The sequence below is a fragment of the Puia sp. P3 genome (assembly GCF_050632245.1).
In the GTDB taxonomy this organism is placed as follows: Bacteria; Bacteroidota; Bacteroidia; order Chitinophagales; family Chitinophagaceae; genus Puia.
In genome coordinates this window covers 4,453,422-4,477,460 of the sequence record NZ_CP192583.1, presented here as the reverse complement: position 1 = coordinate 4,477,460, position 24,039 = coordinate 4,453,422, and the positions used below count along the sequence as shown (strand labels likewise).

The 24,039-nt window shown below is 53.8% G+C and carries 27 protein-coding genes and 3 pseudogenes; 13 read left to right on the top strand and 17 right to left on the bottom strand.

Translation table 11 applies throughout. The features are described 5' to 3' along the window. Nucleotides 1-79: 79 nt before the first annotated feature. From ACQ86N_RS28020 to ACQ86N_RS27970, 11 genes and pseudogenes are all read left to right on the top strand, one after another. Nucleotides 80-915 (top strand): annotated as a pseudogene (locus tag ACQ86N_RS28020) (endo-1,4-beta-xylanase). Then, nucleotides 912-1,190: an endo-1,4-beta-xylanase gene (locus ACQ86N_RS28015; RefSeq protein ID WP_431209931.1), complete on the top strand. Its 279-nt coding sequence runs from the start codon at nt 912-914 to the stop codon at nt 1,188-1,190. The pseudogene ACQ86N_RS28020 and the gene ACQ86N_RS28015 overlap by 4 nt, the downstream one beginning before the upstream one ends. After that, nucleotides 1,187-2,056 (top strand): beta-L-arabinofuranosidase domain-containing protein, encoded by an 870-nt coding sequence (locus tag ACQ86N_RS28010; protein ID WP_431209930.1) that lies wholly within the window; start codon nt 1,187-1,189, stop codon nt 2,054-2,056. Before ACQ86N_RS28015 ends, ACQ86N_RS28010 begins: the two co-directional genes overlap by 4 nt. Beyond that, nucleotides 2,053-2,344 (top strand): annotated as a pseudogene (locus ACQ86N_RS28005) (beta-L-arabinofuranosidase domain-containing protein); the annotation flags it as partial. The gene ACQ86N_RS28010 and the pseudogene ACQ86N_RS28005, both read left to right, overlap by 4 nt. Before the next feature lie 33 nt (nt 2,345-2,377). Next, nucleotides 2,378-2,632 carry a hypothetical protein gene (locus ACQ86N_RS28000; protein WP_431217626.1) on the top strand — a complete coding sequence of 85 codons (255 nt, stop codon included), beginning with the start codon at nt 2,378-2,380 and terminating at the stop codon, nt 2,630-2,632. After that, on the top strand, nt 2,587-3,453 hold the full coding sequence (locus ACQ86N_RS27995) for a DUF6805 domain-containing protein (RefSeq protein ID WP_431209929.1): 867 nt from the start codon (nt 2,587-2,589) through the stop codon (nt 3,451-3,453). The genes ACQ86N_RS28000 and ACQ86N_RS27995 overlap by 46 nt, the downstream gene beginning before the upstream one ends. Before the next feature lie 57 nt (nt 3,454-3,510). Beyond that, the gene (locus ACQ86N_RS27990; protein ID WP_431209928.1) at nt 3,511-3,987 is read left to right on the top strand and encodes a sialate O-acetylesterase; all 477 of its coding nucleotides are present in this window, start codon (nt 3,511-3,513) and stop codon (nt 3,985-3,987) included. Further along, a complete protein-coding gene (locus ACQ86N_RS27985; protein WP_431209927.1) occupies nt 3,984-4,331 on the top strand; it encodes a sialate O-acetylesterase in 348 nt (115 codons plus the stop codon). The genes ACQ86N_RS27990 and ACQ86N_RS27985 overlap by 4 nt, the downstream gene beginning before the upstream one ends. An 11-nt stretch (nt 4,332-4,342) precedes the next feature. After that, nucleotides 4,343-4,696: a hypothetical protein gene (locus tag ACQ86N_RS27980; RefSeq protein ID WP_431209926.1), complete on the top strand. Its 354-nt coding sequence runs from the start codon at nt 4,343-4,345 to the stop codon at nt 4,694-4,696. Then, nucleotides 4,644-6,158 (top strand): cellulase N-terminal Ig-like domain-containing protein, encoded by a 1,515-nt coding sequence (locus tag ACQ86N_RS27975; protein WP_431209925.1) that lies wholly within the window; start codon nt 4,644-4,646, stop codon nt 6,156-6,158. Before ACQ86N_RS27980 ends, ACQ86N_RS27975 begins: the two co-directional genes overlap by 53 nt. Next, nucleotides 6,091-6,885 carry a glycoside hydrolase family 9 protein gene (locus ACQ86N_RS27970; protein WP_431209924.1) on the top strand — a complete coding sequence of 265 codons (795 nt, stop codon included), beginning with the start codon at nt 6,091-6,093 and terminating at the stop codon, nt 6,883-6,885. The genes ACQ86N_RS27975 and ACQ86N_RS27970 overlap by 68 nt, the downstream gene beginning before the upstream one ends. Nucleotides 6,886-6,897: 12 nt before the next feature. Here the strand turns inward: ACQ86N_RS27970 and ACQ86N_RS27965 are convergent, their stop codons facing one another. The 5 genes from ACQ86N_RS27965 to ACQ86N_RS27945 form a co-directional block, all read right to left on the bottom strand. Beyond that, on the bottom strand, nt 6,898-7,401 hold the full coding sequence (locus tag ACQ86N_RS27965; RefSeq protein ID WP_431209923.1) for a hypothetical protein: 504 nt from the start codon (nt 7,399-7,401) through the stop codon (nt 6,898-6,900). Nucleotides 7,402-7,703: 302 nt separating this feature from the next. Continuing rightward, nucleotides 7,704-8,903 (bottom strand): alpha/beta fold hydrolase, encoded by a 1,200-nt coding sequence (locus tag ACQ86N_RS27960; RefSeq protein ID WP_431209922.1) that lies wholly within the window; start codon nt 8,901-8,903, stop codon nt 7,704-7,706. Nucleotides 8,904-9,049: 146 nt separating this feature from the next. Beyond that, on the bottom strand, nt 9,050-10,510 hold the full coding sequence (locus ACQ86N_RS27955) for a sigma-54 interaction domain-containing protein (protein WP_431209921.1): 1,461 nt from the start codon (nt 10,508-10,510) through the stop codon (nt 9,050-9,052). Next, on the bottom strand, nt 10,507-10,806 hold the full coding sequence (locus ACQ86N_RS27950; RefSeq protein ID WP_431209920.1) for a hypothetical protein: 300 nt from the start codon (nt 10,804-10,806) through the stop codon (nt 10,507-10,509). Before ACQ86N_RS27950 ends, ACQ86N_RS27955 begins: the two co-directional genes overlap by 4 nt. A gap of 84 nt (nt 10,807-10,890) precedes the next feature. Next, the gene (locus ACQ86N_RS27945) at nt 10,891-11,736 is read right to left on the bottom strand and encodes an alpha/beta fold hydrolase (protein WP_431209919.1); all 846 of its coding nucleotides are present in this window, start codon (nt 11,734-11,736) and stop codon (nt 10,891-10,893) included. Nucleotides 11,737-11,935: 199 nt separating this feature from the next. Here ACQ86N_RS27945 and ACQ86N_RS27940 point away from each other — a divergent pair, with 199 nt between their 5' ends. Next, nucleotides 11,936-13,657 (top strand): sigma 54-interacting transcriptional regulator, encoded by a 1,722-nt coding sequence (locus ACQ86N_RS27940; RefSeq protein WP_431209918.1) that lies wholly within the window; start codon nt 11,936-11,938, stop codon nt 13,655-13,657. Then, nucleotides 13,654-14,031: a helix-turn-helix domain-containing protein gene (locus ACQ86N_RS27935; RefSeq protein WP_431209917.1), complete on the top strand. Its 378-nt coding sequence runs from the start codon at nt 13,654-13,656 to the stop codon at nt 14,029-14,031. Before ACQ86N_RS27940 ends, ACQ86N_RS27935 begins: the two co-directional genes overlap by 4 nt. Here ACQ86N_RS27935 and ACQ86N_RS27930 read toward each other — a convergent pair. From ACQ86N_RS27930 to ACQ86N_RS27875, 12 genes and pseudogenes are all read right to left on the bottom strand, one after another. Further along, nucleotides 13,991-17,053 (bottom strand): PAS domain S-box protein, encoded by a 3,063-nt coding sequence (locus ACQ86N_RS27930; RefSeq protein ID WP_431209916.1) that lies wholly within the window; start codon nt 17,051-17,053, stop codon nt 13,991-13,993. The two genes, ACQ86N_RS27935 and ACQ86N_RS27930, sit on opposite strands and share 41 nt — an antisense overlap. After that, a complete protein-coding gene (locus ACQ86N_RS27925; protein WP_431217625.1) occupies nt 17,050-17,463 on the bottom strand; it encodes an FIST C-terminal domain-containing protein in 414 nt (137 codons plus the stop codon). Before ACQ86N_RS27925 ends, ACQ86N_RS27930 begins: the two co-directional genes overlap by 4 nt. Then, the gene (locus ACQ86N_RS27920) at nt 17,454-18,161 is read right to left on the bottom strand and encodes an FIST signal transduction protein (protein ID WP_431209915.1); all 708 of its coding nucleotides are present in this window, start codon (nt 18,159-18,161) and stop codon (nt 17,454-17,456) included. Before ACQ86N_RS27920 ends, ACQ86N_RS27925 begins: the two co-directional genes overlap by 10 nt. A gap of 199 nt (nt 18,162-18,360) precedes the next feature. Continuing rightward, nucleotides 18,361-18,684, bottom strand: coding sequence for a hypothetical protein (locus ACQ86N_RS27915; RefSeq protein WP_431209914.1), 324 nt, complete (start codon nt 18,682-18,684; stop codon nt 18,361-18,363). A 625-nt stretch (nt 18,685-19,309) separates the two neighbouring features. After that, complete coding sequence (locus ACQ86N_RS27910; protein ID WP_431209913.1) at nt 19,310-19,582, bottom strand: hypothetical protein; 273 nt, start codon at nt 19,580-19,582, stop codon at nt 19,310-19,312. 103 nt (nt 19,583-19,685) lie between these two features. Further along, entirely contained in the window at nt 19,686-20,654 is a 969-nt protein-coding gene (locus ACQ86N_RS27905; protein ID WP_431209912.1) for an MFS transporter, read from the bottom strand. Further along, on the bottom strand, nt 20,651-21,244 hold the full coding sequence (locus ACQ86N_RS27900) for an MFS transporter (RefSeq protein ID WP_431209911.1): 594 nt from the start codon (nt 21,242-21,244) through the stop codon (nt 20,651-20,653). The genes ACQ86N_RS27905 and ACQ86N_RS27900 overlap by 4 nt, the downstream gene beginning before the upstream one ends. A 7-nt stretch (nt 21,245-21,251) precedes the next feature. Further along, nucleotides 21,252-21,479 (bottom strand): hypothetical protein, encoded by a 228-nt coding sequence (locus tag ACQ86N_RS27895; RefSeq protein ID WP_431218008.1) that lies wholly within the window; start codon nt 21,477-21,479, stop codon nt 21,252-21,254. Nucleotides 21,480-21,504: 25 nt separating this feature from the next. Further along, nucleotides 21,505-21,720 (bottom strand): annotated as a pseudogene (locus ACQ86N_RS27890) (efflux RND transporter periplasmic adaptor subunit); the annotation flags it as partial. Beyond that, entirely contained in the window at nt 21,717-22,301 is a 585-nt protein-coding gene (locus ACQ86N_RS27885) for an HlyD family secretion protein (RefSeq protein ID WP_431209910.1), read from the bottom strand. The pseudogene ACQ86N_RS27890 and the gene ACQ86N_RS27885, both read right to left, overlap by 4 nt. 11 nt (nt 22,302-22,312) lie before the next feature. Further along, a complete protein-coding gene (locus ACQ86N_RS27880) occupies nt 22,313-23,554 on the bottom strand; it encodes a TolC family protein (RefSeq protein ID WP_431209909.1) in 1,242 nt (413 codons plus the stop codon). After that, on the bottom strand, nt 23,490-24,014 hold the full coding sequence (locus ACQ86N_RS27875; RefSeq protein ID WP_431209908.1) for a cupin domain-containing protein: 525 nt from the start codon (nt 24,012-24,014) through the stop codon (nt 23,490-23,492). Before ACQ86N_RS27875 ends, ACQ86N_RS27880 begins: the two co-directional genes overlap by 65 nt. Nucleotides 24,015-24,039: the final 25 nt, after the last annotated feature.

Genomic DNA, 24,039 nt, shown 5'->3' with positions numbered 1-24,039 from the left:
TTTGTACTATAAATATCGCTAATTGGAGAGGCTTTGCGATGGTCGCGGGGATAGTTTTGTCTATGACAAATACAAAAAAATGAAAAGCCGATTCTACACTATTCTGATGGTTGCTGTTGCAACGTTTATGTACTCCCCGCGGGCGGTATGCCAGTTAACGGGCCTCCCTTCTTTAAAAACAGTTTTCAAAGACGATTTTCTGATCGGCGCCGCGCTGAATATGGCGCAGGTGGAGGAGCGGAATTCATCAATGACGGAGTTGATCGACCGTCAGTTCAGTACATTCACGCCGGAGAACAATATGAAGGCGGCGTTGATCCATCCGGGGTGGGACCGGTACAATTTTGAGCAGGCGGACGAGATCGTCAGTTTCGCCTCGAAACACCACATGAAGGTGAATGCGCATTGTCTGATCTGGCACAGTCAGCTGCCGGCGTTCATGCGTGGGATGCAGGATGCGGATAGTGTCCGTAAATATTTTACCGATCATATCGCGACCGTCGCGGGAAGGTATGACGGAAAGGTCTATTCGTGGGATGTGGTTAACGAAGCACTGAACGAGGATGGAACCTTGCGCAGGTCGGTATTCCAGCAAAAGCTGGGGGACGACTATATCGTAGAGGCATTCCGTCTGGCGCAGAAGGCGGCGCCTCATACCCAGTTGTACTATAACGACTATAACATCGAGCATGAGAAAAAGCGGGAAGGGGTGGTGGCGCTGGTGAAGAAGATACAGGCGGCGGGGTTCGAATCGATGGGATAGGGATACAGGGCCACTGGAGCGCGGGGCATGTGCCGATGGAGGATATCGAAAAAAGTATTCTCGAGTTCTCGGCGCTGGGTGTGAAGGTGATGTTTACCGAGCTGGACCTCTCCGTGCTGCCGAGTCCCGGGGGCACAATACGGCTGACGTGAACCAGCGTGCGGAATATGCGGACCAGCTGAATCCGTATGTGGGTGGGTTGCCGGACTCGGTGCAGACGCTGCTGGCTGATAGTTACTCGAAGTTGTTCCAATTGTTCATGAAATACCACGACAAGATCGGGCGGGTTACCTTTTGGGGCGTGGATGATGGTCAGTCCTGGTTGAATGGATTCCCTGTGCGCGGAAGGACTAACTATCCTCTTCTCTTTGACAGGCTGCTGCAAGCGAAACCCGCGTTTTATGCGGTAATCCAATCGGGAAAATGAAGAACATATTAACTACAATTGCTTGTTTTCTGGTCGCCTGTTGTGTGCGTGGCCAGGCGGTGGAATCTTTTGCTCTTTCGGAAGTGCGGCTGCTGGAGAGTCCTTTTTTGCGGGCGCAGGAGACGGATGCGAAATATATCCTCTCGCTGAATGAGGATCGTCTGCTGGCTCCTTTTCTGAAGGATGCGGGGTTGACTCCGCTGGCACCAAACTATGGCAACTGGGAAAGTCAGGGGCTGGATGGTCATATCGCGGGGCATTATTTGAGTGCTGTCGCCCAGCTGTATGCGGCGACGGGGGATACGGTATTCAGGGACCGTCTCGAGTACATGCTGGGTTGGCTGGAAAAATGTCAGGACAGGAATGGTAACGGCTATGTGGGCGGCATTCCTGATGGCAAGGCTTTGTGGGCGGCTATTGCGGCGGGAAAAGTCAGCGCGATCTGGAGCCGGTGGGCTCCCTGGTACGATTTGCACAAGCTGTATTCGGGACTGGCAGATGCGTGGTTGCTTACCGGTAACGAGCAGGCGAGGCGGATCTTTATTAGGCTGGCGGACTGGTGTGAGGGGCTGGTGTCCGGGTTGAGTGATGCTCAGATGCAGCAGATGCTGGGTAATGAGCATGGGGGGATGAATGAGGTATTTGCGAACTTGTCGGTGATCACCGGCGATAAAAAGTATCTGGCGCTTGCGCGGCGGTTCTCTCATCAGGCGATCCTAATGCCGTTGGAGCGTGGGGTGGATTCACTGACCGGGCTGCATGCCAATACGCAGATACCCAAGGTTACCGGATTTATGCGGATCGGGATGATCTCGGGGGACAGCAAGCTGGGAGCGGGCCGCCGAGGTTCTTTTGGACGGAGGTGACAGAGCGGCGCTCGGTGGTCTTCGGCGGGAACAGTGTAAGAGAGCATTTCAATCCGGTGGACGATTTCAGTCCTATGCTGGAGTCGAGGGAGGGACCGGAGACCTGCAACAGCTATAATATGCTGAAGCTTACAAGGCTGTTGTTCCTGTCTGACGCGCGCAGCGGTTATATGGATTATTATGAACGTACTTTATACAATCATATTCTTTTCTTCGCAGGACCCGAAAGGAGGGTTCGTCTATTTTACGCCGATCCGTCCGAATCATTACCGGGTGTACTCAACGGCGCAGGAATCTTTCTGGTGCTGTGTGGGTACGGGAATGGAAAATCATGGAAAGTATGGGGAGCTGATCTATGCGCATAGTGGCGATGCGCTGTATGTGAATTTATTTATTCCGTCGGTGGTCAACTGGCGGGAGAAGGGAGTGGTGTTGACGCAGAGGACTTCGTTTCCGTTTGCAGAGCGGACGAAGCTGGAAGTTTCGGTGAAGGGGGCCCGGCGGTTGGTCGTGAAATTGCGCCGGCCTTCGTGGCTGGGGGAGAGGAAATTGTTGCCGTTAATGGAAAGCCGGTAAAGGCTGTGGTTGGGAATGACGGGTATCTGGCGGTCGACAGGGTATGGAAGAATAAGGATGAGGTGGAGGTGAGCCTGCCGATGCGGACCATGGCGGAGGGGCTGCCTGACGGTAGTCATTGGGTGGCCTTTTTGAGGGGGGCCGATCGTCCTTGCTGCGCCAACCGGTACGGAAGATATGGCGGGGTTGTGGGCAGACAGCAGCAGGTGGGGGCATATCGCACGGGGAAAGTTGATGCCGCTGGATCAGGCGCCGATGCTGGCGATAGACGATCTCTCCACGGCGAAGCCGCCGGCCGGGGTAGTGCCCTTTTTCAGATCCATGAATCGCGCTATATTATGTACTGGCCGTATGCCCGGAAGGCGGACATCCCGAAGATCGAGGCTGCGCTGAAGAAAAGAGAGCAGGAGAAACTTCGTAAGGAGGCGGCGACAGTCGATATGGTATATCCGGGAGAGCAGCAGCCTGAGTCTGATCATGGATGGAAGGGCGAGAATACCGTTACGGGGTTTTTCCGGGAGCGGCATTACCGGTCGGCGAAGGGCTGGTTCAGCTATCGACTGGCCAATGCGGTCGGACAGGGGGCGGCGATCGGATTTACTTATTACGGGACGGATGGTCCGAAGCGGTTTGAGGTGCTGGTGAATGGGCAAAGCGTGGCCCGTGTTGAACTGACGGCGGGCGGGGAAAAGGAATTTAAAGACTATGAGATCGGGCTTCCGGAGGGACTGAAGTCTGCGACGGAACTTACTGTTGTTTTTCGGGCGGCGGATGGGTCTGCGGTACCGGGGATCTATGAGGTGAGGCTGCTAAGAAAATAAAAGAGGGGACGCTGCAATCGGTTTAAAAAAATATAAATAAATTAGATTTATGAAAAGGTGCTTGCTGTTTTTCTGCCTTTTTTCTTTTCAATGGCGGGTTTCTCGCAGGATAGCAATTTTTACGTCTACCTCTGTCTGGGGCAATCGAATATGGAAGGGAATGCGCGGTTCGAGGCGCAGGATACGTTGGTTGACAAGCGGTTTCAGGTGCTTGCGGCGGTCGACTGTTCTGATCTGGGGAGGGTAAAGGGGTCCTGGTATACTGCTGTTCCGCCGCTGTGTCGCTGCAGGACGGGGCTGACGCCGGCGGACTATTTTGGGAGGACGCTTGTCGCGCATCTTCCGGCAAATGTGCGGGTGGGGGTGATCAATGTGGCGGTTGGTGGATGTAAAATAGAGTTATTCGATACGGAAAAGTATGCCTCCTATATTTCATCGGCGCCGTCGTGGATGAAGAATACGGTAAAACAGTACGATGATGATCCGTATGGACGGCTGTTGGAAATGGCGAAGCTGGCGCAGCAGAAGGGGTGATCAAGGGAATCTTGCTGCATCAGGGGGAATCGAATACGGGTGACAGCCTATGGCCGGCGAAGGTGAAGGTAGTGTATGATCGGCTATTGGCCGATCTGCATCTGAATGCGGCTTCGGTGCCGCTGCTGGCGGGAGAGGTCGTGGGGGCGGATCAGCAGGGTAAGTGCGCCAGCATGAACCGCATCATTGCGACGCTGCCGCAGACGATACCGACTGCGCATGTTATTTCTTCGGAAGGCTGTTCGGCGGGGCCGGATCATCTGCATTTCGATGCGGCGGGGTACAGGGAATTGGGGACGAGGTACGGCAAGGAGATGCTTTCATTAATGGGAATCCACCTTTAAACAAAATACATATGCGTTCGAACTGTCTTCACAGACAGGGCTGGCTAAATGCCGGCCTGGGTGTCTGCTGCCTTTTGCTTTGTTTTGTTTCTTACGGGCAGCCGCTGGTCGTCAATGATTCGGGATATTTTGAAAAGCCTGGCGTTAACGTCATGGTATTTAGCAGTCAGTACAATGGGATGTTCTTCGACGAGAAGACGGCGGGCATCGAGCTGATCCATCACGGCGTGAGGACCTGTACGGGCGGCGCGGTCAGGCTGCAGAATACGCCGGAGCAAGTGGGATCTGATACCGGTGCTGGTCAGCAGGAAGGTGGACAAACCAAACGGGAGTATCGAGGCGGTGCTGAAATATACGGCGTATGATTTTGTGTCGAGGGTGGTGGTAACGGCGAAGGATAAGGGAGTGGAGATAAATGTGTATCTGGACCAGCCTGTTCCGGAGAAGTTGGCGGGGAATGCGGGGTTCAACCTCGAGTTCCTGCCTTCGGCGTATTTTGAGAAAAGCTATTATGCTGACGGGAAGCCGGGTGTGTTCCCTTTGTATCCTTCGAGTCCGACGCAGATCGCGCCGGCATCGCGGAAGATACCGCAGTTTGGAGGGCATACGACTTTCGACGATCGGGGGAGGAAGGAGTTCATCGTGCCTGGTCCGCTGGCAGCAGGGCATTCGATGGTGCTGGCGCCGGAGGACCCGGAGCGGGAGGTGAGTATCCGGTGTGCGGATGCGGAGCTGCAATTGTTCGACGGGCGTAACCTTGGGCAGAACGGGTGGTTTATCGTGCGCAGCCTGCTGCCCACAGGAAAGACGGGGAAAGTGCTCAGCTGGTATCTGGAGCCGAATGCGGTGGCGGGGTGGCGTCGTAAGCCTGTGATACAATTTTCCCAGGTGGGGTACAGGCCACAGCAGGAAAAGGTGGCGGTGATCGAGCTGGATAAGGCGGATGTAGCTGTGGGCGGTGCATCGCTGCATCGGGTGACGCCGGAGGGGAAGGATGTCGTGGCTCTGAAGGGTGATGTTCGGTCCTGGGGCCGGTGGCTGCGGTATAACTATGCGAAGTTTGATTTTTCTTCGGTGAAGGAGCCGGGGGTGTATTATATAGAATACGGTGGGCAGCGGACAAATTCCTTTAGCATTGGTGCGGATGTGTATGCCGGGATCTGGCACCCGACCCTTGATATCTGGTTCCCGGTGCAGATGGATCATATGGAAGTGAATGAGGCCTACCGGGTTTGGCATGGCGTTCCTTTTATGGATGATGCGCTGCAGGCGCCGGTGAATCACCAGCATTTTGACGGGTATAGCATGGGGGCGTCTACGCAGACGAAGTACAAGCCGTTGGAGCGGATCCCGGGTCTCGCCACGGGTGGGTGGTTCGACGCGGGTGATTTTGATATTCAGACGGGGTCGCATTGTGACGCGGTACTGGCGATGGTGGATGCCTGGGAGAAGTTCGGATTGCGGCGGGACGAGACCTTTGTGGACTATCCGACGCACTATGTCGACATCCATCGGCCGGATGGAATGCCCGATCTTTTGCAGCAGATCAAGCACGGGACGCTGAATATGGTGGCTCAGGTAAAAAACATCGGCCATCCGGTGCGGGGTATCGTTGTTCCCAATCTGCATCAGTATCATCATTTGGGGGATGCGGTGAATGAGACGGATAATCTGCCCTATAATGCTTCGTTGCGGCCTTATGAGACGGACGGGAAATCGAGTGGTACGATGGATGACCGCTGGGCGTTTACTGAAAGGAATGTTTTTCTCGATTATTATACGGCGGCGGCGCTGGCGGCGGCGAGCAGGGACGCTGAAGGGTTTTGATGACACGCTGGCTGAGCAGAGTCTGTATTATGCCCGGCAGTTGTGGAGGGAGGATGACAGCATTTCGCGCTCGGATACTTCGCGTTTTGGCGCTCAGTTCCGGAGGAATCTTAAGTTGACGGCCGCACTGCAGTTGTATATTTCGACGAAGGAGGAGGAGTATGGGAAGGCCTTTAAGGACGTTATCTGGGGGACACTGGACCGGTCGGTGGGCTTTGGTCTGACGGCGGCGCTGCAGGCCTGTTCGTATATGGATGAGGCGTATAAGCAGCGGTTGAAAGAATATGTCGTGAAGTATAAGGGCACCTGTGATGCGCTGGTTCGGCAGAACCCGTATGGAGTGCCGATGGCGATGGGTGGCTGGGGTGGTAATGGCGGGATAGTCAACTGGGCTATTACGAATTACTATGTGCATCAGGTGTTTCCGGACGTGATGGGTGCGGAGTACGTATATAGGGGCATGGACTATCTTTTCGGGTGTCATCCGTATTCGAATGTGTCGTTTGTTTCGGCGGTGGGGACGCATTCGAAGAGGATCACGTATGGGAATAACAGGGCGGATTTTAGCTTCATAGCGGGTGGGGTGGTGCCGGGGATCCTGATCCTGAAGCCGGATTTTCCGGAGAATAAAGAGGACTGGCCGTTCTTCTGGGGGGAGAATGAGGTGACGGTGGGGATCTGTGCGAATTATATTTTTCTGGGGGCGGCGGCGGAGGCTGTCCGATAGGGGTAGGCGGCGCTAATCCCAGGTCTTTTTCTCCTTTTTGCATTTTTCGAGTGTCTGGCGGAAGGCGATCTTTTCTTCCTCGCTGCCGAGATCGATGCTTTTTGTTCGGCGGCGATGGCTTCGTCTTTGCGGCCGAGTTTGTAAAGGATGCCCGCATAGGTATCCATGTAATTGGCGTTGGGATTCTTGCGGAGGCTGCGCTTGCTCCAGTCGAGCGGGGTGTTTCCGCAGGACGGCGAAGCCTATGTCGGCGGAACTGGCGGTTGTGTTGTCGATGAAATGGAGGTTGGGGGCGCTGAGCAGGTCTTTTTGCTGCCGGAGATAGTCGCTGGCGGCGCTGCCTGAGGTCGGCTTGTCGAAGGCGTCTACGGCGGCCATGCTCATCTTCCGGAGAAATACCGTGTCATGCCGGCCTTTTTCGTATTGTTCCAGAAGGGTATAGTATTGATTGTCGGGCTGCATGGCTGTTTTTACCCGATCGATGAATGCGGAGGCTTTATCATTGCCGCCAACCACGCGGGTAGAGGGGCTTGCCGTCCGGCGAAAAAATGCAAAAACGTGGGTTTAAAGGTTAGTGAGGTACAGGCTTAGCCTGCCAATTGGCAGGTGTTGAAAGAGGTTGTAAGAATGGAACGCAGGGAAGATGCTATCATTATTATTCCAGTCTCTTCAGTCTAAAAAGCAATTGCTGAATCGCCTCCTGGCCGTCGTCTATTATGGCTTGTGAGAACGACTCGGGGAACAAGGACTTTCGGTTGTCCTCTACATGCTTGTAAAATTTCTCTATATGGTCTAAAAAAGCTTTGGGCCGGGATGTTTCAGGAATGGTAATATCGAGAGTGCCTTCCAGCGAAAATGTGGTTTCTACCAGCCGGTCTGTAATTTCGACCAGGGGAATCAATGGCCTGGTCAAGCGAGATATGGGCCTCGTAACTGCCTTTGCCGGTGATGGACCAGTGTATCAGTTTCAGGGAATTGCGAAAAGAAATCAGTTCGCCGAGGAAGGCGGCTATCTTCTGGGTGTTTTTTGGGAATTTGCCATATAATAGCTTTGTATCAAAAGGTATGCCCGGGCGTTGGGGATAAGAGGAGACCCTTAGGGGCCTCCTCGAGCGAGAATGTTTGTCCGTCCGAGCGCCGATGCCCTTGTTGTCCAGTAAGACTATTTTGAAATGTTGCGCGAGGCTATTGGTCAGCCGCGGGTCCCAGTCGTCGATCGTGGTGTTTGACATGAGGTTTAAATTATTTTCCGATCTCCAATAACAAATCCACCAGCTGGTCCGGCATGGACAGGAATGGGGTATGGCTGCTATTGATTGAATATTCTTTTTGACATTGGGAGCTGCGGCTACCATCCGATGCTGCAATTCCGGCGAAACCGCGTGATCCTGTAGTGTGTGAATGTAGTATTTCGGCACGTGTCCAAAATTTGCCTCTGTCAGTGTCACCTTATTCGTCAAGGGAATGGCGGGCTCGGCGCGGAAGGTCGATACCACTATGTTCTTTACTACATCGGGCGCGTCCTGGCAGAAGGCCGCGGCGATCACGTCCTGTTTGATTCCAATGGTCAGTTTGTCCTCCGAAGGCATCAACGCATGGCCGAGGTAGGATTCTTTGTCGGTGGTCGCCAGATCCAGCAGGGACTGTCCATTAGCCGGTAAAAAGGCGGCGAGATAGACCAGTTTGTCAATGCGATTGGGTATTTTCTCCGCTACCGCAGAGATAACGAGGCCCGCCATGCTGTGTCCAACCAGAATGACCTTCCCTTGTACGGCATTGATCGCCCCGATGGTCTTGTCCCGATAGACATCCATGGTTAGCGTGTTCGGTGGTGTTTTGTCGTCACCATGTCCCGGCAGGGATACCAGTATCACTTTCTGTCCCGCTTTTTCCAGGCGCTCTTTTACCTGTTCGAAGCCTGCTGCTGATGACCATGCACCATGGACCAATACGTAGGTCTGGGGAGGGGTGATCTTAAGGCTGGCAGCAATTAAAATCGATGCGATAACCGTGTTCATGTTTTTAGATTTTGAGTATCGGATAAATCCAAAGACATGCCATTGAATGCAAGTGGTTAAATACCACCCAGATATGAAAAAATGGGTTTAAAACGTTTACTTTATTTGATAATTTTACCGAGGCACTTACGATAAAAAGTAAAGTGCTATTCGAATTCGTCGCGCTGAATATTGAAGCGTTTCATTTTAGAGGCGAGGGTTGTGGAAGGGATTTGTAATAGCTGTGCGGCGCCACCTGCGCCCGAGACTTTGCCGTGGCATTTTTTCAATACCAGCACGATATGTTCTCTTTCGATCTCGTCGATGGTCTTGATACGATCGTCGTCCGGCAAAACGAGGTTGTCGGGTTCTTGATCCTGGGGCAGATCGGCTGCGGGCGTGTCGATATGCCGGATGAACGGTTCGTGGCTCAGTAATACGGTTCGCTCTATCAGGTGCTCCAGCTCCCGGATATTGCCCGGCCAGGAATATGCTTTTAGCCCGGATAAGGCATGCTCTGAAATTCCGGTTATTTTTTTTCCCATCTTCCGTGCGTATCTGGCAATAAAGTTGTCGACCAGTGCGGGGAGATCTTCCCGGCGGTCCCGCAGGGGCGGGATGACGATCGGAAACACGTTCAGGCGGTAATACAGATCACTACGAAACTTTCCTGCCTGCACTTCCTGCCAGAGTTGACGATTCGTGGCTGCAATAATCCGGACGTCGGTGGGGATCACCGTTTTGCCACCTACCCGTTCGATCTCTTTCTCCTGCAGGACGCGCAGTAGTTTCACCTGAAGGTCCAGGGGCATTTCTCCGACCTCGTCCAGGAATAAAGTCCCACCAGCGGCCAGTTCAAATTTGCCGATGCGGCGGTCCGTGGCGCCGGTAAAGCTACCTTTTTCATGGCCGAACAGCTCGCTCTCTATGAGATGGGGTGATAGCGCGGCGCAGTTGACCTTTACCATCAACTGGTGCTTACGATGGGACTGGTTGTGGATGGCTCTGGCGATGAGTTCTTTTCCCGTACCCGTCTCACCGAGGATCAGTACGGAACTGTCGGACTTTGCTACCTGGGTGACGCGCAGTAAGACCTGTTGTATGGCGGGGCCGGCGCCAATGATCTCCTGGTAGTTGTTGGCGTCGTTGATCTCTTCCTGCAAATATGATTTTTCCTTTTCGAGCTGCTGCTTATACGACTGGATCGTCTTTATCTTCTTTTCGAGCTCTTCATTTGCCAGAATATTGGCGACGGCGACCGATAATTGCGACGCAATTCCCTGGATGATGTGCAATTTTTGACGATCGATGTCATTCGGCGCCTTCGAACACATCATCAGGAAGCCCATCCGGTCCTGCCCGTTACGAAGGGATACGAAAAGGAACTCTCTGGTCCCGCATTCATAGTTGATCTGGACGCATAGTGAGCCCTTGCTTTCTTTGACCAGCATTTCGGCGTCAAATAATACCGGGCTGTCCGCGTGTAAGGCGACATTCAGCAGACTGTCGTCGATGGGAAAAATTCCTTGCGTCAGCCGGGGATAGTTCGCGTGTTTTTGATTGGGAGAATGGGGGTCCAGTATAAATGTTCTTACGGTCTTTTTGTCGTCGTTGAGGATGCAGATCACGGTGTGGGTAAAGGAGAATAGCTTTCTAAGTTGTCCATGTAGTACCTGCAGCAGGTCCTTTTTATCGCGTGTCGAAGCAATTTCGTTGCTAACGGACAGTAACATGGACTGATCCCTGTCTTTTCCGCGATCTGCTCGGCGGCGAGGATATTGGCCATAGCGACGGACAGCTGCATGTAAACTCCCTGCACCAGTTCGGGTGCGGATTTTTTGATCTCGTCGATCAATTGCTGCAGTTCGCGTTTGTCGCGGATCGCCGCTATCATTTTACTCAATTCTTCGTGCTGCTGTCCCATATATAACAAAAGTAGATGATTTGTTGCAGAAAAGGCCGGGACAGCTGACTGCCCCGGCCGAATGAATATAGATGATTGATCCGTCTAGTGTTGAACGCCGGAAATGGTCAGCAGGATCGCCGTTACCGAATCGGGTTTGGATAAGAATGGGCTGTGACTTGTATTCAGAGAAAATACTTTGGTGATACCGGCGGTCTGCACCATCTTGTTTTGCAGATCGATGCCGATGACTTCGTCCTGAATTGTATGGATATAGTATTTATCGGCGTGTCCAAAATTAGCGGCCGTTGTGGGTACCGAATCCATGAAGGGAAAAATGGGGTCCGGCCTGAAGGTGGCTACCAGCTTTGCCTGGATGGCGGCGGGGGCATCCGCGCAAAAAATGGGCGCAATGCTATCCCTTGCAAAATCCAGAACGGGCGGGTTGATGACCAGAGCCGGCGGCCTGACGTGGGTCTGCTGATCCGTCGTGGACAGATTTAATGGAGACTGTCCGGAAGGTATGAAACAGGCCAGGAAAACCAGCTTGTCGATCCGGTTGGGAATAGCCTCTTCCACGGCTGTGATGGCAAAACCCGACAGGCTGTGGCCAACCAAAATGACTTTTCCGTTGACGCCATTGATGGCCGAGACGATCTGGTCCCGATAGCTGTTCATCGTGATCATCCCGGGATTGGTCGTGTCGGTGCCGTGACCGGGCAATTGCACTACAATCACGTTCTGGCCTGCCCGGGATAGTTGAGCCTTTACGCTGTCCCAGACGAAAGGGGCCTGCCATGCGCCGTGCACCAGGACAAAGGTGTGGGGGGCTGAATTGGAGCTGTCCTTTTTACAGGAAAACATTCCTATGCCGAGAATAAGTGTACAGGTCAGCATCAATCGATACCTTTTTGTTGTCTGCCCGAGGTTTTGTTTGAATTGCATTTTCATCTTTGACGAGTTGTTTAGGCGCGGGTTTGCCAAAACGATGCCATCAAATTCAACTATTTGAATAATATGTGTTTAGTTTAAACTGTCCCAGGCGAGGCTTACGATATAAAGTAAATAAGACGGTTCGCCTACGATGTATCGTGAATGCCAGTGAATCTTGTTGATTTCTCTGAAAAAATGAAACTCTTACGGGATTATCTTGTTTACTTTGCTGCAGCAGCAACACATGGCGCATACAAGAATTTTGGATGTAATCAGTCAGTCAGCGAACAATGCGACATCAATAGAGTCCCTATTCCGTGCCGTAGCCCGGCAATTATTATCCATCCAGGTGGCGGATGCCATCAGCCTGCTGATCTATGACGAGGATGGGGTGCGCGTCACTGAACTCATGGTGGCGGATTCACGGAATTGCAAAAGGACGAGTTTTCGTGAGCTTCCTGCCGGGGGGCTCTCCATTTCGGGTGAGGAGGCGGCGGGCCTGACGGCGCTGGTTGGGCCTTCCGTAACGATGGCGCCCGAATCCCGGGGCCGATTGTATAAAGTCGATGCGCCGTTGTATTTTTTCACCCTCTACCGTCAGCAACTACAGCTTCCCCTTTTTGATAAGAAATTGCCGATAGGAACTCTTACCCTGCATGGCGGGCCGGGGCATCGTTACTCCGGATGGGATCTATCGCCTTTCGTCGTCGTCGCCGGTCATTTGTCGATGGCCATGAGACTACAGGCGGCAGGCGAGGAAAGGCGCCGTATGGAAGAAGAAAGAAAACGTCTGCTTGCGCTGGGTGGTGCATTGACGACGGTGAAAGACAAGAAAGGGCTGACTGATATAATGCATGGGCCGTTCAGGCGGCTTTTTCCCTCGGGAGACATCTTTATCTGTATCACCAATCAGGAGAAACAGACGCATTCTGTCTTTCTTTTTTTGCCGGAGAAGGACAGGTGGCCTGGTCATTCTTCTATATTAGCCGCCGATTATCCGATAGACGATGGATTTTATAAGCAGATGCTGGTAGCACAAAATGTGCGTGTATTCAACATGGAGGAGCTGATCCGGCAAAGAAGGGTACCGGCTTATATCCGATATCTTTTCGACAACGGAATCCGGGAGATCGCTGGTGTAGCCCTGAGATCGGCGCAGGCCACCATTGGGGCATTATTCGTCCTGTGCGATCGCCATCAGCGGCTGGTAGCTCGCCAGACGATATCCCTGCAGGCTGCTTCCATCCACTTGTCCATGACTATTGTCAACGTGCTGGCTCGTGAAGGAGTTTCCGTTCGCGTGCCGGGCGGGGCTGCGGGTACGACTCCGGAGGCTGCCTCCGGAATGATTGGTTCTTCACCGGCCATGAAGAATGTCAGACTGCTCATCTCGCGGGCTGCGCCCTCAGACAGTACGATACTGATATTGGGTGAAACGGGGACGGGGAAAGAGCTGGTTGCGAAAGCCATCCACGAAAATTCCACCCGAAGGCATCATCCGATGGTGAAGGTCAATTGCGCGGCCCTCCCCGCCAGTCTGATCGAGAGTGAATTGTTCGGTCATGAAAAAGGAAGTTTTACGGATGCCATCGACCGGAAGATCGGAAAGTTCGAAATGGCTGATAAGGGAACGTTGTTTCTCGATGAAGTGGGCGAACTGCCCCTGGATCTGCAGGTTAAATTATTGCGCGTTCTCCAGGAGAAGGAGATCGAGCGGGTGGGTGGCAAAACGGTGATCCCTACTGACGTCCGGATCATTGCGGCCACCAATCGCTGTCTTCGAAAGGAAATGCAGGCGGGCAGATTCCGGAGCGATCTGTATTATCGTCTGAATGTGCTGCCCCTTCTTTTGCCGCCGCTCAGAGAAAGAAAGGAAGATATTCCTGCGCTGGCTGCTTATTTTTGGATAAATACGTCCGCAAGACGGGGCGAAATGTGAGTGATCTGTCGGGCAGTGCGCTGGAGGCTTTGATGGCTTATCACTGGCCGGGCAATATCAGGGAACTCGAACATCATATCGAACGAAGCATTTTGCTCTCGGAAGGGCAGGTGATCTCGAAAATAGATCTGCCGTCTGGGGACGGTAAGGATAGTACGCTCAAAGAATCATTTCGCCTCAGAACTCTCGAAGAGGTTGAACGCGATCATATACTCGCTATCCTGAGAAAATGTAAAGGCAGGGTTGCCGGTCCGGGTGGTGCCGCCGAACTTTTGAATTTGCCGTCCACCACTTTGAACGGCAAGATCAGGCGCCTGGGTATTAAGAAGGATTTTATTGCTGAAGTTCCGAAAGGGCGGCCACCACGTCGGTGATCACTGTCGACAGGATTTGCACAATCTCATCGATCCGGGCGGACGGTCTTTTGGTAAGCGCCAGGCTTTCGAGTTCTTTTATTTCATCCTGGAGGGAATCGATGCTGAAATTGTGGAGGACGGGCTTTAGGAAATGTGCTTTCTGGTACACCGCCTGGAAGTCCTGATTGGCGGAGGCCGTCTTTAGCTCTGAAATTGCGGCGGGAGCCTGATTGATAAAAAGGCGGATCATTTTCTTTACAAAGACCTCGTTGCCGTGGCTGACGGCCTCGAGACGATGGAAGTCGTAGAGGGGTTTCTTTTGCGGTTCCGCCGGGGTCGTGTTTTCGGCGGGTTCTTCTGGTTGTCCGGGCCTGCGGATGAGCCAGTCGGAGATCATTTTAATAAAGGTATTCTCGTGAAAGGGTTTTGAGAGGTAGTCGTTCATGCCGGAGGCGAGGCATTTTTCGTTCTCCCCGCGAATCGCATTCGCTGTCAGTGCGATGATCGGCAGGTCAGGGTCGATCTCGCGGCGGATGGCTCTGGATGCTTCCGGGCCGCTCATGACCGGCATTTGGATGTCCATCAGGACGATGTCCACGCGGTGCTCACGCAGAAAGTCGACCGCTTCCCGGCCATTGGCGGCTTCGTACACGATCGTTCCATAGTTGTCGAGGATAGTGGTAGCCACCAGCCTGTTCATGTCGTTGTCGTCGACGACGAGGATCTTTTTGTTTTTCAGGTTCTCCGTGTTGACGGGCGTGTTGTCGCGCGACGACAGGTCGTTGCCGCTGCCTTTTGGCAGGTCGATCAGCAGGGACACGCTTGTCCCTACCCCTTTCTGGCTGGCGACCCGGATCTCGCCGCCCATGAGTGTAGCCAGTTCCTTGCAAATGCTCATACCCAATCCCGTACCGCCGAACTGGCGGGTCACGGAATCGTATTCCTGGGTGAATTTGTCGAAGAGGGTCTGAATAAAGCTTTCCTCCATTCCTACGCCGGTGTCGGCTACTTCGACGGCGATCTTTTGATGGCTGATATCGTCCGACAGTACCTTGCAGGAGAGGCTGACGCTGCCTTCCGATGTGAACTTGATCGCATTGCTCAAGAGGTTGAGCAGGATCTGGTTGAGCCGGTAGGGGTCGCCGATCAGTACCAGAGAAAGGGCGGGGTCGCAGAAGCTAACGCTCAGCAGCAGTCCCTTTTCTTCCGCCTTGTGCATCATGACCTGCAGGGCTCTGTTGAGGACGTCGATGGGCTGAAACCCTATCTTTTCCAGTCCCATTTTTCCCGCCCTGATCTTGGTCAGATCGAGGATATCGTTGAGGATCACGAGCAGATTCTCCGAGGCGGAGTAGATGGTGTCGAGGTAAAACCGCTGTTTGTCGTCCAGGTTGGTTTTGGCCAGTTGCCCGGCCATTCCCAGGACCGCATTCATCGGGGTGCGGATCTCGTGACTCATATTGGCCAGGAAATTATCCTTGGATCTGGCAAACTGTTCGGCCTGTTCCCGGGCTACGATAAGTTCGCTTTCGAGTTGTTTTCTGGCCGTAATGTCTATCATGATGCCCGTGAAGACACTGGCGCCTTTGTTGGAAAAATAGGAAAAAGATGAAGAGACTGCGCACCAGTAGGTGCATTTCCCCGGGACAATCATCCTCGATTCGATATAGAACGGCACGAGGGCATTTCGCGATTCTTCATTCAGCCGGTTGAACCGGGGTCTCTCGTCGGGATGCATATAGTGAGCAATGGAATGGAAATCCGCGGGTTTGATGCCGAAGATCTTCTCCATGGCGGGGCTGATATAGCGATATCCTTCGGAACCATCTTCCCGAAATTCGTATTCAAAGATTACCCCGGGAGTATTTTCCGAGAGGCTTTGAAATTGTTTTACCCGTTGTTCCAGCTCGAGTTCTGTATGCTTGATATGGGAAATATCCGTATGGGTGCCGATGATCTTCATGGGCTGGCCGCTCTCTGTACGTTCGATGACGACGCTGCGGTCGAGGATCCATTTGGGTTCTCCGCCATTGGCGTGGACCCGGTATTCGATGGCGTCATGATCGACCTCGCGGTCTTCGTATCTTCTGCGTCTTTCTTCGAGGATCCAGCGGTCGTCGGGAAGCACCCTGTCCCACCATTCGGCGGGCGAATCTTCCAGGTCTTTGGCCGTGTCTCCGTTGTCGTTAGCCTGCGCTGTCGGAAGAGAGGTTCTGCCTGTGAGCAGATCGAATTCCCAGCAGTTGTCGCCGATGGTCTCGAATGTGATCCTCAGTTTGCGTTCGAACTCATTGATCTTTTCCTGAGCGAGTTTTTCTTTGGTGATGTCTTCGATCAGCGCAAATTGCTGGATCATTTCTCCAGCATCATCGAATATGGCCTGGCCCTTGGCTCTTCCCCAGAACCAGCTGCCGTCTTTCCGGTAGTGGATGACTTCGGAGCTAAAGGTCTTTCCCTGGCTGAAATTCTCCACCATCTGGCGAAGGACATTCCGGTCGGAGAGCGGGCCTTTGCAAAGCTCGATGGGTGTTTTGCCGATGATCTCGGCGGCTTTATAGCCCGTCATCCTGCAGAATCCTTCGTTGACCCAGAAAATGGCGCCGGTAGGCTCGACGAATACGACTCCGTTCTCATTCGCGCTGGCCACCAGCGACAGCCTTTTGAGGTCGGCCTCCATTTGCCTGTGGTGTGCCAGTTGTTCTTCGAGGTAGGAGAGGGTGGCGCCGAGGCTGTCTTCTCCTTGTATGGCCTCATTGTTACCATGGTCGGAGATCCGGGCGATCGCGTCTTTCAGGGTTTTTATGGCCTGTCGGCGGACCTGGACTTCGGATTGCAGCCGCTCATTGATCCGGATATACTCTTCTTCGTTCAGCTGGAAGGCGTGATCGGAAAGTGCTTTGTCCTTTTCAAAACCGTTGTAGGATTCATTGACAGACTGGATAAAGGGCTGTAGTCTTTCGTCTTCCCAGAGCTCTTCGGGCAGGTATTTTTTGACCTGTCTGGCGAGCAATTTATTATAGTCGTTCGTGGCGGCGATCATCGTTCGGAAATATTGGTGACGGTCATCGTCTGATTGTGCAATTGGCAGAGCGCCTGTGGCCGGGAAGGGGCGATCTCTCCATAGGAATAGAAGCCTGTTACGAAGGAGTTGTTGCCGAATACTTCTTTTACGGCCTCCACTTCTTCGGTGATCCTGTTGCCGAGGATGATCTTCCTTCCGACGCAGCTGATAAGAATTGAAAAGGAGGACTGGCCGCGTTCGTTGTGTTGTAGTGTTTGCGTGGCTGCCGAGCTCGCGGCATCCACCAGCCGGTCGAAATTCGCTTTCATGAACCGGACGCTGGCGCCTTCGGGGACGTCGCCTGCGAAGAGCATGCTTCTGGACTCCTCGTCGATGGAGAGAATGGTCCGGACTACCGGTTCTTCTTCATTGGAAAGCCTTACCAGCAGCGGGAACAGCAGGGCCGATCCAGGCAGTTCGTCGGCGTATGGGCCGAGGTATTTTTGTAGAGGTCGAGGGCGGACTCGTCGTCGATCATATACAGCTGGTTGCCTTTGCTTTTGGTGATGGTTCTTTCGGGGCCGAAGGATTCCCAGCCACCCCTGGAGCCGTGCGATACCTGTAGATGGCTACCGTATAGGCCGATTGCGACGATCTGGCCCTCGGTCGGATTGGAGTTGAGTCCGACGAGGGTGCTTTTGAAGGCTATTCCGTCGCCTGCCAGGCCGCCGGTGACGGGGATGCTTTCTTCGATCTGACTATTGATCCCTTTTACGAGTTCGCTGCCATTGACCTTGCTTCCGTCTGAAAGGACGAGCACATAGGCCAGGCCGTTTGTGTTCATCAGGTCCTTTACCAGGGCTATTCCCGCGTTATAACTGGAGCCGTCAAAATCCGCGATGTTGACCATTGCCGACCTGACGGGTGTGTTGGCGAATTCGACGGCTGTGACGGAAACCGAGCCTTCGTAGACGCTGTCGTCGAAGATCTCGCCCGCGGTGGAGCAAAGGACGATCTCGGCGTTTGGATAGTTGGAGCGAAGGCGGTCGTAGATGCCGGCCGGCTGAAGCTGGGATTTATCGCCGAAAGCCATGACCAGGCTTACTTTTGGCTGGTCGAGTATATGATTATGGTCATTCCCCGCCACTGGCGGTTCTGGTAAGAGAAGATTGCCGTTTTCATGTTTAACTATTTATGAGCAACGGCTATAGTAAGGAGGAAAACTTAAGGGGAGTGCTTCTTTTTATGGATATAAGGAAATTTGGGATGCCCTGATACATGGAACTGCTTAAAATTGTAGTTTTCGGGCCGGCGGGTTTATTATCTTGCCGGCGCGGGGCGACGTCTTAATTGATTTTTATGTAGTAGTAGACGGAGACGTTTTTGGGTCTTGTTTCGTCGCCGCCGGCGTTGTTGGTGAGAATTGCGGATTGGCGGCCTACCGGTTCGTTGAAGAAGTTGGTGTTGTTGTTGATGATATTGCCCACTGCTGCGGGGCCGGGGATGGAGTGGTTGTGTATTCTGAACTCGTCTCCTTCGAAACTGTTGGACGCTCTGTTGATCCTATTGTTATTTTTATCGGTTTCGGCCTGGTTGATCAGGACTGGTTGTACTCCCGGGACGCCGAAATCGTTGACGGCGCGGAGGAAGACGCCCCTTAGGTCGGGCACAAGGTTTTCGACCTCTCCATACGCCGAGCCAACGACGCTTCTGCCGTCGGCAGGCGCCCATTTACAATGAGACCTGTCGGCGTAATTTAAAACGGTGGATTGGCCGTTCAGCCGGCAGAACCGGGCCCAGTCCAGTACACTTGTTATGATCGTTCCAACCGGATAGTTGCTCGCGAGATTTTCTTTTTGTACTCCTTCGATGACTTTTAGAATGGGCGCGAACTCCGATATGGTTACCGAAACATAGGAAGGGGCGTTGATGTCGATAATTTTGAATTTCTTTTGATAGGAACTGAGTCCTGTGATTTGTTTGTTTTTTGCCAGGGTGCCGCCGGGTTCGGGCGTCAGATTTCCATAGGTTATGCCGGTGACGGTCTCCTTGTCCGTAGAATTGTGATTGGGCCAGTAGAGCGTTATCGTCAGGTCGTTTCCGGCGACTACCTTGTCGAGATAGGGCGTGTTTTTGCCCTGGCAAGTCGTCTGGACGCAGGTCAGCCAGGCCTGATAAATGACCGGAGACTGAATCGCCTGAGAGACGTCCAGGTATATCGCCTGAGAAATGTCATGGTTTAGACTAAACGAGGATTTTTCGTTGTTAAAAGTTGTCTCGTTCTGTTCGTCCGTTTTACTGCCGTCTAAGAAACCACTTGATCACTCCGTAAGAACCGCCGGACTGGAAATTGGTATTGCTTTTCCAGGCGCCGCTCTTATAGTAGGTAAAATCGTGGCTAAAGATCTCCGTCAGGACGTCCTTAAAATCTGTATGGAGTGTGGTGTGATAATAATCCCTGGTGTCCCGGGCAAGTGCGGCGTCGCAGGTGGGGCATTGAGCCCATACGATTTTTGAAAACAGGAGGATGGAGAGTGTCAGGGTTGTCTTGTAAAAGAGATGTTTCATTACGGTGTATTTTCCGCACAAAATAATTTATCGCCAAACTACGGGGTACCGGGAAAAACACCCCTTTTGTTTTGGCGACGGGTTCCGGTGAATTCGGGGGGGGTTAGTGGGCGGCGATATCCACTAGACCTTTGGGGGATCTAACGAAAAAGATAAGCGGCATCGCGGCGAGGAAGACGAGGCCGAAGATGAGAAATGCCTCGTTGAAACTGAGGACGGCCGACTGGCGGTTGAGGGTGATGTCAAGGGCTTTTAGTGTGGCATCGTGGGCATCGTCGACGGAAAAGCCGCTGCTTATGAGCCTTTGGGTGATCGCGGCTGCGCGGTCCTGGACGGCGGTGTTGTATTCGCTGATGTTTCCAACAAGGTCGAGGCGGTGCAATGGGTTCTTTTGGGCCAGCAGGATATTGGCGACGGCGACGCCGACGGCTCCGCCCAACTGGCGGATCATATTGGTGAGGCCGGCGGACTGGGCGATGTCGCCGCCTTTGAGGCCTGCAAGCGACAGGACGGCGATGGGGGTAAGGATCAGACCGTTGGTCGCGCCGCGGAAGAGGTGTGGGACGTCGAAATTACGGAAGCCGGAATCGCTGGTAGAGAAGTACATGATCCCGCTGAATACGATGAAAGAACAGAAGCCGAGGGTGATGAAGAGTTTGGGCGGCACGCCCTTGTTCATGAGTTTGCCGGACAGGGCGATGCAGACGGCGCCGAGAATCGCGCCTGGCAATAGCATGAGGCCCGTCTGAGAGGCACTCCAGCCCAGGATCGTCTGGGCGTACAGCGGGAAAAGGAATAGTGGGGCATATATGCCGATGCCGAAGACGAGGTTGAGCGCGGAGCCGAGCGCCACGGACCGGTGTCGCAGCACCCGCAGATTCACCACCGGGTCTTTGATCCTTAGTTCCCACCAGATGAACAGGCTACATCCGATGATGGTCAGCGCGGTGAAGAGGCGAATACTGTCGCTTTCGAACCAGTCGTCCATCTGGCCTTCTTCCAGCACGTATTGCAGGGCGCCGATGCCGACGACGAGCAGGAAGATCCCCATCCAGTCGATGGCCTTTTTCACGTGGACCGTTCTGCTGTTGAATACATAAATGGAGGACAGGATGCAGGCGGTAACGCCGATAGGAACATTGATAAAAAAACCCAGCGCCAGGAAATGGCGTCGGTGAGGTAGCCGCCAAGGGTGGGGCCAAAAGCGGGTCCCAGCACTATCCCGAGGCCGAAGACGGCATTTGCCGTGGCGAGTTGCTCCGGTGGAAACGTCTCTACGAGGAGGGTTTGAGAGGTGGGGAGGAGCGCGCCGCCGCCCAGCCCCTGCAGCACCCGCCAAAAGATCAGCTCGCCGATACTATGGGAGTTGCCGCACATAAAAGAGGCCAGCGTGAAAACGGCTATGGAGGCGGTAAAGTAGTTCCTACGCCCAAACAGATCGGCCAGAAATCCGGACAGCGGGATGATAATGACGTTGGCGATCGCATAGGCGGTGATCACCCAGGCCACTTCGTCCGATGCGGCGCCCAGATTGCCGCTGATGTCTTTCAGCGCGACGTTCACGATCGAGGTATTCAGCAATTCGAGGATCGCCGCTGTGATGACGGTGACAACGATGATCCACCGGGTGGAGCCCTGGGGGTATATGATATTCTCTGACATGAGGGCTTTATATTTTTCTGACGGTAACGGTGACGTTCATCCCCGGCGCCAGGTAGTAGCCCGCGGCCGTGGAGGAGTCCAGCAGGATCCTCACGGGGATGCGCTGTGTGACCTTTACGAAATTGCCGGTGGCATTGTCGGGAGGCAGCAAGGAAAATTTCGCTCCCGTGCCGCCGCTGAAGGAAGAGATCGTCCCGGTGAATTGTTTGCCCGGCCATGCGTCCAGCTTTGACACTGGCCTGCTGCCCGATCTTCATATTGTGGATCTGGGTCTCCTTGAAATTGGCCACCAGCCAGACGCTGTCGCTGCCGATGATGGAGCAGGTGAGCTGCCCGGGCTGGAGGAATTGCCCGGGCTCGACGCTCTTCTTCGAGACGACGCCGTTGTATGGCGCCGTGATCGTCGCGTATTCGAGCTGGGACTTAGCCAGTGCCAGTTCGGCCTCTTTTTGCCGGATGACGGCGTCGGCGATCATTTGCTGGACCTGTACGCTTTGCGCCTGGAAAGAGGAAATGCTGGTTTGTTTTTCGAAGACTGGTATTGCTTTTCAGCCAGCTCCAGCAGGGACTGCGCCACGCGCCTTTCGGCTTCCGCCGCGTCCATCTGCTGCGGCGTTGCCCCCTGCAGGGAAACTAGCTTGCTGACTCTGGCGTGGTCGGCGTCCGCCTTCCAAAGCCTTGCCCTGGCCACCTCTATGTTCTGCTGCATCGCGTCGGCGGAGAACTGGGTGGCGTTGACGCCTGTGGTGGAAGCGGCCAGATTCCTGCCTGTCTGGAGGCGCGCGGCTTTGGCATTCTCGAGTGCGGCTTCCGCCTGCAGCACTCTTGCCTGGAGGTCGCGGGGGTCGATCTGTAGCAGCACCTGGCCTTTACGGACCTTCTGGTTGTCAAGAAAGTTTATGGTGGCGATATAGCCAGACACGCTGGTACGGATCGGGATGATATCCCCTTCGATCTGGGCGTTGTCCGTCTCTTCGTAAGTAAGGATGTGATAGAATTGCACACCAAACCAGGCGAGCACTCCCGCCACTACCGAATAAATGATGATCTTTTTCATATTCTGTATGTTTAGCCGGAAATGAGATTGTATTCTATATACGCAAAGACCAGCTGCACCCGGTGCAGCTTTTGATTGGTCAGCGCCTGGTTGTGGGCATTCAGTTCGATGAGGTAGTCGCTGGAGGTAGTGACGCCCGCGTCCAGCTGACCAGCGGAGATATCGCGGACCTGGGTGCGGAGCGAGATGATGTCGTTGTCCTGCTGCAGCAGGTGTTGGATCTTCGCTATCTCTTCCTGCTGTTCGGCGAGTTGCGCGTTGACGCGGAGCCGGAAGGTTTCCTTCTGAGCATCGACTATCTCCTGCTGGCGACGCAGCACGGCTCTGTCGCGTTTGATGGTATAAAATGAACCCAGCGACCAGGTCATCCTGACGCCGGTGACATAATAGCCTTTGATACTGTTGTCGAGGATATTCAGACCGGGTCTGCCGATACCGCCATGAAAAATGGCTTTGAACTGGGGGCGGGTGGCCGTCCCGAGGAGTTTTTGCTGGGCTATGAATGAAGACGACAGGTAGTTGAAGAGGCTGATCTCGGGCCGCGTGATGCTGTCGTTCAGCGCGGTCGCGGCGGGCGGCATCCGGAAACGGGTGGTTGCCGCGAGCGTGTCACCGGTATAGATGTTCATCACCGCAATGAGTCCTTTACGCGTCGATGCTTGTTCGTCGATGCGCTGGGTAACACCGAGTGTTTCGGCCTGCAGAACAAGGAGATTGGAAGCCAGCACGGTGCCGGCTTCCACTCCGGCTTTTACCTTTACGATCCTGTCTTCTACGTTCTGTTTCAGCAATTGGAGTAATTCCAGTCTGGTATCCATTTCAACGATGCTTGCGTATAGCCGGGTAACCTCCAGTGTAATTCCGTACAGATCTACTTCGACTTTTTGTTGTTCCACCAGGGATACAGCCCTGACCAGCGCTTTTTGCGCGGATGTCTTGCCCCCGTCATAGAGTAGTATGCTCGTCTCGTCCGCCACTCTGAACTGATCCTTGTCGACCGGGGTCACGGAAGCTCCGGGAATCTTTACCGGCAGCGTGGGGACGGCCGACTGGTAGGTGGCCTGTGCCAGGATGTCGTTCTGCGGCAGGCGCGCGGTGCCGATGTTCTTTAGCCGGTCGGACTCGATGTATTGCAGGAGCTCTTTCTCTTTTACCATGGGAAAGTGCTGTACCGCGCTGTGCTGGCATCTATCGAGCTGGGTCTCCGCCCTCTGGGCCTGCCCCATAAAAGGCGCGAGGCAGAAAAATATCATGGCTGTCTTTTTCATAGATCATCAAGTGGTGCTCGGGTACCAGAAAAGGTTTTCCTATGTCACCGACAAAAAAGGCCACCAGTTTGGCGGGTTTGTCCTTGCTCATATTTCTCGTCCCGGCGTGCAGGCCGTTGGGTTTTTCGAAGAAAGCGTCGCCTGCTTTGTAGTGATATACTTTGCCGTCGAAAGTAGATTCCAATTCGCCTTCGAGGACATAACCGAAGGTTGGGATCGGGTGCCGGTGTGGTTCGGAAACCTCGCCGGGCGCGAAATTGACGATTACGATCTTTACTTCCTGTTCTTTGGCGCCGGAGGACTCGATGAGTTGTTTGAGAATGAGGCGGGGAGGTGTTTTTTCATCGGATGGCTTGCCGGATCCCTGTGCGTTTGCGTTGAGTGCGAATGCAAGGCAGAGGGAGACAAATAAGGCCCCGGATCTTTGGATGCGATAATTTTTCATTTTTTGTATTTTTTTATTTAAGAAT

Coding starts and splice junctions, on each gene's coding strand:
- ACQ86N_RS27970 (WP_431209924.1), top strand. CDS start 6,091: ATGTTTTTCTCGATTATTATACGGCGGCGGCGCTGGCGGCGGCGAGCA.
- ACQ86N_RS27900 (WP_431209911.1), bottom strand. CDS start 21,244: ATGTCAGAGAATATCATATACCCCCAGGGCTCCACCCGGTGGATCATC.
- ACQ86N_RS28010 (WP_431209930.1), top strand. CDS start 1,187: ATGAAGAACATATTAACTACAATTGCTTGTTTTCTGGTCGCCTGTTGT.
- ACQ86N_RS27930 (WP_431209916.1), bottom strand. CDS start 17,053: ATGATCGCCGCCACGAACGACTATAATAAATTGCTCGCCAGACAGGTC.
- ACQ86N_RS27950 (WP_431209920.1), bottom strand. CDS start 10,806: ATGGGACAGCAGCACGAAGAATTGAGTAAAATGATAGCGGCGATCCGC.
- ACQ86N_RS27945 (WP_431209919.1), bottom strand. CDS start 11,736: ATGAAAATGCAATTCAAACAAAACCTCGGGCAGACAACAAAAAGGTAT.
- ACQ86N_RS27875 (WP_431209908.1), bottom strand. CDS start 24,014: ATGAAAAATTATCGCATCCAAAGATCCGGGGCCTTATTTGTCTCCCTC.
- ACQ86N_RS27880 (WP_431209909.1), bottom strand. CDS start 23,554: ATGATATTTTTCTGCCTCGCGCCTTTTATGGGGCAGGCCCAGAGGGCG.
- ACQ86N_RS27910 (WP_431209913.1), bottom strand. CDS start 19,582: ATGAAACATCTCTTTTACAAGACAACCCTGACACTCTCCATCCTCCTG.
- ACQ86N_RS27885 (WP_431209910.1), bottom strand. CDS start 22,301: ATGAAAAAGATCATCATTTATTCGGTAGTGGCGGGAGTGCTCGCCTGG.
- ACQ86N_RS27960 (WP_431209922.1), bottom strand. CDS start 8,903: ATGAACACGGTTATCGCATCGATTTTAATTGCTGCCAGCCTTAAGATC.
- ACQ86N_RS28000 (WP_431217626.1), top strand. CDS start 2,378: ATGGAAAATCATGGAAAGTATGGGGAGCTGATCTATGCGCATAGTGGC.
- ACQ86N_RS27980 (WP_431209926.1), top strand. CDS start 4,343: ATGCGTTCGAACTGTCTTCACAGACAGGGCTGGCTAAATGCCGGCCTG.